Source organism: Sphingobacterium sp. UBA3549 (genome assembly GCF_002376635.1).
Taxonomy (GTDB): Bacteria; Bacteroidota; Bacteroidia; order Sphingobacteriales; family Sphingobacteriaceae; genus Sphingobacterium.
Window position 1 is genome coordinate 1 of record NZ_DFOE01000039.1, and the last position, 13,628, is coordinate 13,628.

Genomic DNA, 13,628 nt, shown 5'->3' on the forward strand with positions numbered 1-13,628 from the left:
GACTTTTCGGACACCCTCTTTTGAATGACCTAGGGAAGAATAAATAATAGCTGTTAAAGCTAATTAATAGATTTGAATCATGTATCGGAAAAAAATAATAAACGGCGATAATTTACCAAAGTTGGTCCGCCTTCTTTCACAGATTGGACTACTATTCACCGCCTTGTTGATTGCACATTATTCTACACATCAATATCTTCCAGATTGGATCAATATAATTATTTCTTTTATTGTTGAACTTTTTACGATTCCATTGATGATGATGGTCTTATTGATTTGGATGATATCGCTTTTTTTTCTTGTTTTCAAGAAAATGTATAGTGCTGATTGGATCATGAGTATTCTTTATTCTTCAGCGACTATTATCTTAGTGTTGGTTGGAGATTCTTTGGTGTAAATACAGTTTTAGGTTAATTAGTTTTGGAACGATTTGTTTTTTTTCTTTTAGCATTTGCCCCCAATTGATTGGGGGTTGAGTGGTTTGGATCAATGGGATTTACAGTGTTAAAACCTTACAGAAGAGGAATGGTCTTACGTTATAATGTGGTTGACCACGTATTTGTTGATCCAGAAAATGCTACCGAATTTATCAATGAGCTAAAACAGATTACACCCAATATAGATGTTGTATAAGGTAAATAATCTATAATTTTGAGCATACTTTATTATACTATTTCGGTCCTTTTATCCGAGAATTTCGTATCTTGTATCATACTAGCTTGCTACTAATTTATCATTATACATAGATAATTGTAGATAATTATTGGGATATCCGTTAGATATAGATAAACGGGAAGTGTCTTGTTACAATTAAAACTCTCGTCTCGGGAACGATCTCATTTTCTAAACTGCTCTATTTTTTCCGTTTTACTTCCCCTAAGGCAATTAGCTTTTATTTTTTTGATCTGTTTTTTTAGATTTACATGGACAAAATATGGTTTCAATTTTTCCTTGCTAACTTTTTTTTGCAGAAAATAAAAAATATTAAGCATTTTTACGACGCAATTATTAAGCATCCTGATCAGATGTACTTATATGTCCTAAAAATTCCCACTATGAAGTACGATTTGTAGTTTGGAAGATATCTAACTATGCAGAAGGAAGAAATATTATTTAAAACACACTATAATGGGCTTTGCCACTTTGCCTGGAAAATTGTCGGAGATTTAGCTGTCGCGGAAGATCTGGTGCAAGATTCCTTCATCGCTTACTTTAAAAATACAGAACAGGTCAGTGATAATGATATTGCTATAAAAAACTATTTGTATAGTGCTGTCCGTTTTGCATGCTATAATCATATTCGTCATGAGAAAGTTCGGCAAAAATATTGGAATGTAGTCGGTTTTACGGAAGAGGATAATATCGCCCTCGAATTAAATATGATTCATAGTGAGGTTATTCAAGAAATTTATAAAATTATCGAACAAATGCCTTTGTCATGTCAACAGGTGTTTCGTCTTGGATATTTGGAAGGTTTATCAAATCTTGAAATAACCGAGGAACTGAAAATTAGTGTTAATACCGTAAAAACTCAAAAACAACGCGGTATGAAAATGCTTTTAAAGCGACTAAATCCTGAGTTTTTGCCGTTTATTATATTTTTGCTAAAAAATATTTAAATTCTTGTCACCCTTTTGCCTGTCTTAAGTTTCTTTATTCTACAAAATGATGGAAAACTCAGGACATATCTCCCGTCTTCTTCAAAAATTTCTATATGGTCAATTGACCGAAGAGGAGAAAAATCAATTTGAAGAATGGCTACAAGCTAGTGACCATAACAGACGGCTTTTGGATTCATTTCAAAGAGCGAAGAATATTGAACAAGATCTAGCTATTGTTGGGCAGTTAGATGCAAATAAAGCATGGGATAGGCTTACTAACAAAAATAATAGATCGTACAATAAATGGTTTATTGGTATTGCTGCCTCACTGGTGCTATTATCTAGTTTCTTCTATCTATGGTACAGCCAAATGGAAAAAGAAGATAATGATGGCAGCATTTCGGCTCTAAACCTAAGTCAAGATGTAGCGCCAGCGAAAAGTGGAGCTGTTTTACGGATGGCAGATGGCAAAGAAGTTCGGCTAAACAATACTAAACCGAATGGTTACAATAGCGATAAAACTTTTGTATGGAATGCTGCAGAATTGATTGTTAAAAATGGCAAAAATAAGCTCGAATCTTCCCAGAATTCTTTAATTGTACCGCGGGCTAGTTTTTATAAAATCACATTGAGTGATGGTACTAAAGTTTGGGTGAATGCGCAGTCGAATCTAACATTTCCAGCACAATTCTCAGCAAATGAGAGGAGAGTACGTTTAGAAGGCGAAGCCTATTTTGAAGTGGCACATGATCCTAGCAAACCTTTTTTCGTTGAATCAAAAGCTGGTGAAATTAAGGTGTTGGGAACTCACTTTAATGTTTTTGCTTATCACGATGATATTCGAGCAACATTAGTTGAAGGAAAGGTTGAAGTAAGGCAGAAGGATAATACGCTTGAATTAAATCCTGGAGAATTTGCCTCGCTTTCGAAAAGTAACCTTATAAAAGGAAAAGCTGATATATTGCAAGATTTAGCTTGGCATAATAATGAGTTTTATTTTAAAAAGGAAACCATAGTAAATATTGCCCATCAACTTTCCCGTTGGTACGATCTAGAGGTGAAATTTAGAGGTAATGTTAATCTTAATAAAGAATACAGCGGCAGCATACAGCGAGATGTAAAACTTTCACAGGTATTGGAAATGCTATCTTACGTCAGCGATCTTAAATTTGAGATTCGTGGAAAAGAATTGATTATCGAGAATAAAATTTAAGTTGTTTAAATAGACATAAAATTAATTTGCCAAGGCTTATGATATAACTTTACTACCCAATCATTAAAATGCCCCAAAAAAAAGAACAGGAATGTTGGCGCATCCCTGTTCAGAAATGTGATCAAAGGGCTCATAACTTTTAAAGTGAACTATTAATTACCTAATTAACCACAAAATGTAAATGTATGAATAACTTACCATTAAGCAAAGCCTGGTCCTTGTTACCTCAAGACCATCGGTTTTGCAAACCCTTACGTATTATGAAAATTAGTACATGCCTTTTATTCGCATTTGTAACTGGCGTCCATGCAAAAGGAACAGCACAAAAAGTTACATTGAAAATGAGGAATGCACGGATTGAGGAGGCGCTTTCTGCGATCTCTAAACAATCCAACTTACGCGTTCTCTATAGCGAAAACCTAAACGCTAAATCTCGTATTACAGTCGACCTAAAAAATGCGTCTGTGGAAGAGGCGTTGAACTCGATACTAGGAAATAAAAATATCGAGTATAAGATTATAGCAAATACGATTTCCGTTAACAGTAACGAAAAGAGCGAAGTTTCAGAGAACTTGCAACAATCTGTCACTGGAACCGTTAAAAATGCTAACGGAAATCCTTTGGCCGGTGCTACAATTACGGTTAAAGGTACCTCCATTTCTACCCAAACTGATGCAAATGGACATTTTAAGATAAATGCTGGCGGAAATGCTGTATTGGTTGTCCGCTATATAGGATTTAACAATACGGAGGTTGCTGTCAATAATAGAAATACAGTATCTATCGTATTGGATTCTAATGAAAATCAAATCGAGGAAGTTGTTGTAACGGGGCTTGGAGCTAAGATTGACAAACGAACCTTTACAGGCGCTACCGCTAAAGTCAATATGAAAGATATTGAACTGGGCGGACTACCTGACCCTTCGAGAGCTTTGGAAGGGCGTGTCGCCGGTGTATCAGTACAGAACACAACTGGAACATTTGGATCAGCACCAAAAATCAGAGTTCGTGGGGCGACCTCGATTTATGGTAGTTCAAAACCACTTTGGGTAGTTGATGGAATCATTATAGAGGATGTGGCGAATGTTTCATCGGATGATCTTTCTTCCGGAGATGCATTGACGTTGATCAGTTCTGCCGTAGCTGGATTGAATGCGAACGACATCGAGTCTTTCACCGTTCTTAAGGACGGTTCAGCGACATCCATTTACGGTGCTCGGGCGATGGGTGGTGTTATTGTTATTACAACAAAAAAAGGAATTGCCGGTAGAAATTCTGCAAACTATGTAGGAGAGTTTACATCCAGAGCTATTCCTTCTTATAATAATTTTAATATCATGAACTCGCAAGAGCAAATGGCTTTCTATCAAACACTTGAGCAGAGAGGATGGCTTACAATGTCCGATGTGGCAAATAGGTCCGAATCAGGAGTGTATGGGAAAATGTATCAGTTGATCAAAGCGGGACAGTTAGAAAATACACAGGAGGCAAGAAACGCCTACCTAAGACAAGCTGAATACCGTAATACAGACTGGTTTAAACAGTTGTTCAGCCGGACAATCATGCAAAATCACTCGGTCAGCCTTTCTTCTGGTACAGATAGAGCACAATATTATACCTCTATAAGTGGTGTTTTTGATAATGGCTGGACGCGCAAATCGGATGTGAAGCGCTATACTGGGATGTTTAATGCATCCTATAATTTGTTCGATAACCTAAAATTGGATTTAAGAACAAACGGTTCTTATAGGGATCAAAGAGCACCAGGTACGATAGGTTCATCGGTGGATCGGGTCTCGATGGAAATTAAGCGCGACTTTGATATCAACCCATACACCTATGCATTAAGGAATTCTCGTACCCTTGATCCTAACGAGTTCTATACACGGAATTATGCTCCATTTAATATCCTGCATGAGTTAGACAACAATTACATGGATATCAATGCTGCTGATATAAAATTCCAGGGGGAACTAAAGTGGAAGCCCATTAAAGCACTCGAACTAGGGTTATTAGCTGCAACACGCTATCAACAAACTTCGCAGCAGCATTATATCAAGGATCATTCGAATCAGGCATTAGCTTACCGATGGATGCCAACAACGTTTATTCGTGATGCAAATCCTTTCTTATATACTGATCCAAGTAATCCCTATGCTGTTCCGGTTTCTGTGTTGCCTGCTGGAGGGATATATAATCGTACAGACAACAAGATGTTTACCCGTGATTTGCGCTTTACTGCAGCTTATGATAAGACATTCAACGATATCCATAAATTATATGTATTTGCGGGAGCCGAATCTAATTCTGTAAATCGTAATCAAAACTGGTTTAGAGGTTGGGGCTTGCAATATGATCTAGGAGAGATTCCATATATTGATTACACCTTATTTAAGAAAAATCAAGAAGAAAATGCTGACTACTATTCTATAGATCGTAAAAAGAACGGTGATGTGGCCCCTGCGCGAAATAGACAGGTTGCTTTTTATAGTACAGCAAATTATACATTTGACAATCGTTATACTGTCAATGGAACATTTCGTTATGAAGGTACAAATCGCTTAGGACGTACAACATCTGCGCGTTGGATGCCTACATGGAATGTTTCGGGTATGTGGAATGTGATGGAAGAGGATTTCTTTAAAAACTTGGAGACGCCTTTTTCAAACCTGAGTTTTAAAGGTTCCTATAGTTTGACTGCTGATAGGGGGCCAGACTTTGTAACCAATTCGAAAATTATCATTCAAAGCTATAATCCATGGAGACCAAGTACAGCTGATAAAGAAACTGGTCTTTCTATTTCGGATCTTGAAAACTCTGAGTTGACCTATGAGAAAAAGCACGAACTTAATATTGGTACTTCAATCGGTTTGTTCCGAAATCGTATTGCCATAGATGTGGATTATTACAAACGCAAAAATTACGATCTTATAGGCATAGTCAATACTCAGGGATTAGGAGGAGAAATCTTGAAGTATGGTAACGTGGCAGATATGGAATCTAATGGTATTGAGCTTAGTTTATCTGCTACAATATTGAAAAAGGAGCATTTCTCTTGGGTATCGAATTTTATCTATTCAAAGGCGAAGAATAGAATTACTTCATTGGAAAATAACAGCAGAGTTTCTGATTTAATAGCGCTAGGTGGATACGGTGTAGAAGGTTATCCGGTACGCCCCTTATTTTCTATTCCTTTCAACCGTATTATTGACAACGGATTACCAGTTTATAATTACATCGATGGCGCTGAAACAACTACAGGTGTCTATTTTCAGGAAAGAAATAATATTGGGTTCTTAAAGTATGAAGGTCCTACCGAACCAACAGATATGGGAAGCTTTGGAAACGTATTCTCTTACAAAAATTTTAAACTGAATATATTTCTTACCTATTCTTTTGGAAATGTCGTACGATTGGATCCTGCGTATAAAACAGGTTATACAGATCTGGATGCCATGCCGAGAGAGTTTGCCGATGCCTGGACAGTTCCTGGTGAAGAAGCGCTCACCAATATACCTGTCATTTTGGATTCTCGTTTTATTCGAAATAACAGTCAGTATCGGTATGCGTACAATGCGTACAATTATTCTACTGAAACAGTTGCTAAAGGTGACTTTATTCGCTTGAAGGATATTTCATTAGCTTATGAATTACCGAAACATATCGTTAAGTCCTTAAAGATGTCTAATCTAGGTGTACGTTTCAATATGGTGAATCCATGGTTGATTTATGCAGATAAGCGTCTAAATGGACAGGATCCAGAATTCGTTAATTCAGGCGGTGTAGCTTTACCAATTGCAAAACAATATACATTAACCTTAAAAATGGGATTTTAGCATATGAAAAATAGACTATCATATATACTGATTTTTGCCGGTTTAACGGCGATGGGCCTATCGTCCTGTAAAAAGTACCTTGATGAATTGCCAGATAATAGAGCCGAGTTGAATACCACAGACAAAATAGGTAAAATGCTTGTAGGGGCTTATCCTAGCAGCGCTTACGTTGTTGTTACTGAGCTGTCTTCAGACAATGTCGACGATGTTGGTCCGGTATATTTAAACTATCCGAGATTTATAGAAGAAATCTATAAATGGCAGGATATATCGGAGACGAATAACGACGGCATTGAACGCATTTGGGGTGCATGCTATGGTTCAATAGCCAGTGCCAATGCTGCCTTACAGGCAATTGAAGAACAAGGAAATCCTGCTAGTCTCAGTGCACAAAGAGGGGAGGCATTGTTGGCTAGAGCCTATAATCATTGGATACTTGTCAATGTTTTTGCTCAGAATTATTCAAAGACACATGCGACAACTGATCTTGGTATAACTTATATGACAAAGGGGGAAACTACTTTAAACCCTAAGTATGAGCGTAATACTGTCGCAGAGGTTTATGATTATATTAAAAAAGATGTGGAAGAAGGGTTACCATTAATTAATGATGCTTCGTACGCGAATTCAAGTGTAGCAAAATATCATTTTAATCGTGCAGCCGCTTATACATTCGCATCTCGTGTTGCTTTGTTTATGGAAGATTGGACCAAGGCAGTGGAGTATGCGACATTGGCTTTAGGTGAAAACCCAGCCATCACGTTACGGGATTATAAGACAATAGCTACTTTCTCAGCGACTTATGCAAACTTTACGCGCGAGTACAATGCGAGTTCTGTTAAAGCAAATTTTCTGATTGCTACGGCATCTTCTTCTATGGGGCAAACGTTTGGAAATTATTCTACAAACAATAGGTTAGCACACGGTGGTAGTATCGCTATGACAGAAACTATCTTTGCCAAGCAACCTTTCGGACAGGCTAAGGTAAGTACTGATTACAGAATTAAAGCTGCAATTTATTCCAGTACTACAACAAATAAAGTTATTTTTCCACATGTGGCGCGAATGTTTGAATATACCGATCAAGTTGCAGGTATCGGTTATACAAAAGGCGTTTATGCCCCAATCGTATCGGAAGAAGCCCTACTTAATCGGGCGGAAGCGAATATTCATTTAAAAAATTATAGTGCAGCGCTCTCTGATATGCAAATCCATATTGACAATAATACGATCAATGCTCCTGCAACAGTAAGTGAAGCTTCAATTAATAATTGGGCAAATTCGTTTGATTATTTTACGCCAACCACACCTACCCCAAAGAAAAAATTGAATCCAGAATTTTCCATTGAGCCTGGTACGCAGGAAAATATGCTTCATGCCGTATTATCTTTAAAACGGCTACAATTTTTACAAACTGGTATGCGATGGTTTGATGTGAAACGTTACGGAATAGAAATTACAAGAAGGGAGGCTCCGGCTGTATATAATGGTAATCTAACATATACGGTTACAGATAATATACTTACCAAACGTGATAAAAGACGTGCTATACAGTTGCCGCAAGATGTTATTAATGCAGGTTTAACTCCTAATCCTAGATAATATGAAAAATAATACCCTATTAATATCAATATTATTATCCTTTGGCGTGATGTTTTCAGGCTGTAATAAAGAGGATAAGTTGGATTCGAAAAGTGTTTTTGTGGATTCAGAGATCCCGAAAAATGCTTTAGACAACTATTTGTACAACAACTATACGAAGCCTTATAACGTACAGATATTTTATAAATATAATGACAACGAATCCAATATGACTTATCGATTGGTGCCAGCTCCTTATGACGCTTCTATTCGTTTGTCAAAACTAATGTTGTTCTTGGTAATGGATCCGTATAGTGAAGTAACTGGAAGTACCCAGTTTTTAAGAAGTAATTTTCCAAAGATCATTACTTATACAGGCTCTGTACCTGTACAAACAAACGGTGTCATTATACTAGGTACAGCCGAATCCGGCACGAAAGTTTCACTGTACAATTTATTGGAGCTGAATGAAACTACTGGTAAAAATTCCCAGTTTTTGAATAACGGATTCTTTAAGACAGTACACCATGAATTTCAACATATTTTAAATCAAAATAAACCCTATCCGAGCAATTTTAGAGAAATCTCGGGAAGTAACTATATTGAAGATGAGTGGAATACAAAATACCCTAATAGTCCAGTCGGAATTGGATCCGCTATAGCGGCAGGTTTTATATCACCTTACGCTTCTAAGGCTGATACAGAAGATTTTGCTGAACTGTATTCATTCTATGTTACACGAAGTCAGGCTGATTTTGATGCGATGTTGAATGTCGAAAATTCGACAGCAGCGGGAAGGACATTGATATTATCAAAATTGGCTATTGTAAAAAGCTATATGAAATCCGAATGGGGAATCGATATGGACATTTTACGGGCTAATATTATTGCTCGTTATCCTAAACTTAGTACGTTTGATCAAACAACTTTAAATTAAGAAAAATGAAATTAAAACTATTTATATTCGCAATAGCCATTTTATCTTTGAGCGTAAGTTGTGAAAAGAAAATGGATCGAATCTTTGATGAAAGTCCGACTGATCGTTTGAATGCAAGTGTATCCAATGTATATACAATGTTGCAGGCTAATAAAGATGGTTGGATGATTAAATATTATCCTAGCAGTGCATTGGAATTTGGTGGTTATACATTATTTGCAAAATTTACCAATTCGGTCGATGTGACTGTGGAAGGTGACATGACGACTTTGGCAGCACAGACTAGCACTTACATAGTGGTTCCGGGGGCCGGGCCAATTTTGACGTTCGATACCTATAATCGTATTTTTCATTATTTTGCTTTGCCAGGGTATTTTAATAAATCAAGTGCATATCAATTACCTGGTTTCTTAACGGCGCAAATCGGTTCCGTTAATGAAGGAATGAAAGGTGAAAATGATTTCTTGGTAACAAAAGCGTCAGCTGATTCCATTGTTATGGAAGGTAGAAAGTCGTACAATAAGGTTGTGATGGTTCCAATCAAATCTTCAGAGGCTACCACAATTGTTGCAACATATCGTTCTGCACTTACAAAATTCCATGCCTTTTCAAATTACAAATTTGAAGTGGGAACTGAATCTTTTCCTGCAACATTTGCAACAGCGGCAACGAAGAGAGCACTATTGATCGCTGGAAATTCAAAACCATATGCCTATCGTTATATCCCTACTGGACTTGAATTTTACACAGAATATGACGTCAATGGAGTGAAGTTTAGAGAATTGAAGTATGTAGAACCAACAGGTAGCTATGCGAAGGGATACTTTACCAATGATGCTGGAACAATCAAATTAGTTCCACAAAGCTAAAATCTATTATATTCAGAATAGTTTCTTAAGTTTATGTAATTATACCCTCTCAAATGTTTTTGAGAGGGTTTTGTCATTCCGATAATAGATTTATACACTATCACCTTTCGATTAAAATCCTTCTTGTTATCTACGCAAAGTTAACTTACCCTTATGCTTTTGTAAAATCGTCTGTTTAAATTTGCTGTAGAGACTGAGATAGCGAAATGTGAAGAAAGCGTACGATTGATAAGTCGATAGGTGCCTTGCAGAAAAGAAAATATTAGCATAACTTAGTTGTAGCCTATTTTCTGAAATTTAATGACAATGAGATACATTATTTCCCTATTCATTCTTATTATACAAACTGTTGCCATTCAAGCGCAACAAAAAAGCAGACCATTCCAATTTAAGAAACCGAATAAAGTAGTTGAACATGCTAAGTATGGCAAAATAAGGCTATACGATGCACGAGAAATAAAAGATAACCTCGGCGTCATACAAGTAGGTATGCTCAACGCAAATCGATTTTTAGTGGCTGAACCATCATTGGAAAAGCAACTGCAGCGCCAATTGGAAGATATGACAGCAAGCCGCAAAGCCGACGACGAATTACTAATGCGCCTTGAAAAATTTTGTATTGCGGAATTGACGGGGGCTTTTTCCGAAAAAGGATTCTTGGATTTTAGAGCAATTTTATTTGCTAAGAAAGGAAATGGAAATTATTTGCAAGTTGCTCAGGTAGATACGTCTATTATAGTGAAAGGGATGGATGTAACCAAAGCGACTTTGGCACGTGCTAGCGACGTCGTCAATAATTTGATCTGTGATGCGTTAACCAAAGAAGGCGACACCACAAAACTTTACACCCTAAGTCAAATTGAAAATTACGATTCTGTTCAAAAGAGACAATTAGCGTTATACAATACGTCCACTTATAAAGATGGACTTTATCTCACCTACGAAGAGTTTATGCGTCAAAAACCTTCAGGTGGGCCTGCACAATTAAAAGATGGGGATTTATATTTGGGATTCTTTAAAGAAAATGAAAAAGGGAAATTTAAAAAGTTAAATGCAAAAGATTATTATGCAGTGGTGTATAATGGTAACCCTTTTATTTCAAGTCAAGATCAATTTTTTGCGTTAATCAAAGAGGATGACGATTTTATTTTTGTCGGGCCTGTAAAGGAAACTGCTTCTGCAAGCAACGTCGTTGCGGCTTCCGCGCTGTTAGGTGCGATAGGAGGGATGTTGGTATCGGGACCTGAAACAAACTACTACACGCAGAAACTTGATTATGTTAACGGTACCTTTATTCGAATAAAATAGATGGTTGGGAAAAATAGTTTTGTTATTGCTTTTAGACAAAGGCTCAACTTTATTTGATTTGTCTATAATCAAAAATTTCGAAACCTTAATTATTAATCGATTTAAAGACTCTGGTATCGTATTTATGTCTCTTGAAGAATATAACTATTTAATGGCTCCCCGAGAGTTTGTAAAAATATTTAAAACAGCTTTCTATATTTATTTTAAAAGTTAAACTCTATCGTAAAATATTCGTGGATTTAATTTTGTTTAATGCTAAAACAAAAGACCGCTCTAGATAAGGAGCAGTCTTTTGTGATTTGTAAACATATACTATCAAAGTAATATCTTTATTGTGTTACTGGCAGCCAAAAATTGAGACTTCCTCTACTTGCATCCAGAGCTATCAGAATAGCTTCCTTCTGTTGTTGGTTCAAATAGCCTGTTCCTATAACATACTGCTCATAAGAGGCAATATAGTTTTCCACTTGATCCTTGCTATATAACAAGTTTAGTCCATCAAAGAAATTATTCGAAACAGTAGTCAAAAAGCTGTCATTGACCACGCTATTTACATATGATTTACTAACGTATACGCTAGGTTCAATATTAGAAAAAGTACTAATAGTGGTATTGATTAAATTCTGACATTGTGAAACAATCGCTGTTTCATTATTCGTCAATTGTACATTGTCGAAAATAGAATTGCTTAGCCCACCTCCTGGACTAGGTGTAGGAACCCCTGGATTGAGCACAGGTACCCCTCCTGGTAAAGGCGCCTCACCACTGGAAATAGATGGAGAGATCAAAGCTGCCAATACTCTGTTATGACCATTGTAAGCACTTTCCTCCCCAATTGGTGCCGGCATAGCCAGAGGGTTATTTACCATTGGAATGGCTCTTAATGTCGTGTCGGACACTGCACCTGACGCCCCGTAAGAAGCGGCGGCTCCCACTATAACTCCTCCTGCTACTGCTCCTGCAGCTGCTCCAGAGACCGTCCCTACACCAGGCACCGCAATAGTGCCTGCGAGACCACCGATTTTACCCCCCGCCCAAGTTCCTGCCCAAGCGCCAGCTACGTCGTTTGAGAATACTGCGCAAAATCTCTTAAAGGAGAGCCCAGTAAAAGGCTTAGGCTCGTTGGGCGCCGGAACTTCAGGACCGTTGGCTTTTTTTATTGTATAATGTTTTGTAATAAATTGATTGTTAAGATCTCTTAACTCATTGTTGATAAGGTCTATTTTGTCCTTCTTCTCAACCTCTTTGGTTAAATCATTACCTTTACATGCAATCCAAAATAAAATTGTACATACGCTAATGATCGCAAACATAGCTCTTTTAGTAGTTTTTACTTTTCTCATGATTATATAATTTTTTAGATATTTACTAAACAATTATTTAAATAAGTTGTTTCAACGTAGGTGATTTTTTTTCTAATATAATATCGTTGATATATACAAGGGTGTCATTAACGCTTTGTTAGAATGTATAAAAAGTTCCGGAAAAACAGACTTAGAGTGATATCCCTAAGTCAATCAATGGAAATCCAGAACCAGATGGACTCTTATTTTTTCTTTCTATAAAGCCTCAGCCGGATATAGGATCCTTGATGGATGGAAGATATACAAATACTGCTTGTATAACACAAATTTTTATATAGATTTCTTATGGAATATATTTTTTCTTTCTGTCATTGTGGAGTGGACCATGCAGACAACAGCATATATTGATCAAAAACAATCTCGGCGGAACGAATCTCAAAATGTTTCTTTATTCAAATTATATTTATCTATTTGCAGACCATTTCTTATCTCGAATGCATAGACCGATTATAAGTTCAGATAAAGAGGCGCGCTCTTTTTCGGGTCTGCATAATATTCTTCAATTACCATTATCCATGGGTATATCGTTGATCTATACTTTATTTTATAATTTAGTTTCACAGTCTTGAGAATATATAAAGCGAATAGGGGGTGTCGATACATCAATAAGTGAAGATTAAGTAAAACTTCAGTTTTCCACATAATGTTAATAACGATGTGGAAAACGCTTTCAGCGTTCGCATCGAAAATCGCAAACTCATCCACTGTGGTTCCAAGCATACAATCATACCTTTTCTTTAAATTTTAAAGAAAGAGAATTTGAAGAAGTAAGCAATGATGAATGGGAGATTGATATCTTTTATAGGCAAGATCCCAATTCAAGGAAATAAATCAGTATTGGATGCATCAATTTTGCGGGCAGCCCAATGCTAGCGGGATTTACACTCATATATCTTCAATTTTTTCAATCCTAGCCGGT

10 protein-coding genes are annotated in these 13,628 nt (G+C 36.7%); 9 read left to right on the top strand and 1 reads right to left on the bottom strand.

Translation table 11 applies throughout. From position 1 onward, the window contains the following. The first annotated feature begins 79 nt into the window (after nucleotides 1-79). From B2W36_RS21945 to B2W36_RS21985, 9 genes are all read left to right on the top strand, one after another. Nucleotides 80-397, top strand: a complete 318-nt coding sequence (locus B2W36_RS21945; protein ID WP_293889572.1) for a hypothetical protein — start codon at nucleotides 80-82, stop codon at nucleotides 395-397. Nucleotides 398-489: 92 nt separating this feature from the next. After that, entirely contained in the window at nucleotides 490-633 is a 144-nt protein-coding gene (locus B2W36_RS21950) for a hypothetical protein (protein ID WP_293889573.1), read from the top strand. Between the two features lie 458 nt (nucleotides 634-1,091). Next, entirely contained in the window at nucleotides 1,092-1,619 is a 528-nt protein-coding gene (locus B2W36_RS21955) for an RNA polymerase sigma factor (protein WP_293889574.1), read from the top strand. A gap of 103 nt (nucleotides 1,620-1,722) precedes the next feature. Beyond that, nucleotides 1,723-2,814 carry a FecR family protein gene (locus B2W36_RS21960; protein ID WP_293889575.1) on the top strand — a complete coding sequence of 364 codons (1,092 nt, stop codon included), beginning with the start codon at nucleotides 1,723-1,725 and terminating at the stop codon, nucleotides 2,812-2,814. Nucleotides 2,815-3,074: 260 nt separating this feature from the next. Further along, nucleotides 3,075-6,650, top strand: a complete 3,576-nt coding sequence (locus B2W36_RS21965) for a SusC/RagA family TonB-linked outer membrane protein (RefSeq protein WP_293889576.1) — start codon at nucleotides 3,075-3,077, stop codon at nucleotides 6,648-6,650. Nucleotides 6,651-6,653: 3 nt separating this feature from the next. After that, the gene (locus tag B2W36_RS21970; protein WP_293889577.1) at nucleotides 6,654-8,252 is read left to right on the top strand and encodes a RagB/SusD family nutrient uptake outer membrane protein; all 1,599 of its coding nucleotides are present in this window, start codon (nucleotides 6,654-6,656) and stop codon (nucleotides 8,250-8,252) included. A gap of 1 nt (nucleotide 8,253) precedes the next feature. Next, nucleotides 8,254-9,168, top strand: coding sequence for a zinc-binding metallopeptidase (locus B2W36_RS21975; RefSeq protein ID WP_293889578.1), 915 nt, complete (start codon nucleotides 8,254-8,256; stop codon nucleotides 9,166-9,168). Between the two features lie 5 nt (nucleotides 9,169-9,173). Continuing rightward, complete coding sequence (locus B2W36_RS21980) at nucleotides 9,174-10,037, top strand: DUF4302 domain-containing protein (RefSeq protein WP_293889579.1); 864 nt, start codon at nucleotides 9,174-9,176, stop codon at nucleotides 10,035-10,037. Between the two features lie 306 nt (nucleotides 10,038-10,343). Continuing rightward, nucleotides 10,344-11,345 carry a hypothetical protein gene (locus tag B2W36_RS21985; RefSeq protein ID WP_293889580.1) on the top strand — a complete coding sequence of 334 codons (1,002 nt, stop codon included), beginning with the start codon at nucleotides 10,344-10,346 and terminating at the stop codon, nucleotides 11,343-11,345. A 329-nt stretch (nucleotides 11,346-11,674) separates the two neighbouring features. Here B2W36_RS21985 and B2W36_RS21990 read toward each other — a convergent pair whose 3' ends face one another. Beyond that, the gene (locus B2W36_RS21990; protein WP_293889581.1) at nucleotides 11,675-12,688 is read right to left on the bottom strand and encodes a hypothetical protein; all 1,014 of its coding nucleotides are present in this window, start codon (nucleotides 12,686-12,688) and stop codon (nucleotides 11,675-11,677) included. Nucleotides 12,689-13,628: the final 940 nt, after the last annotated feature.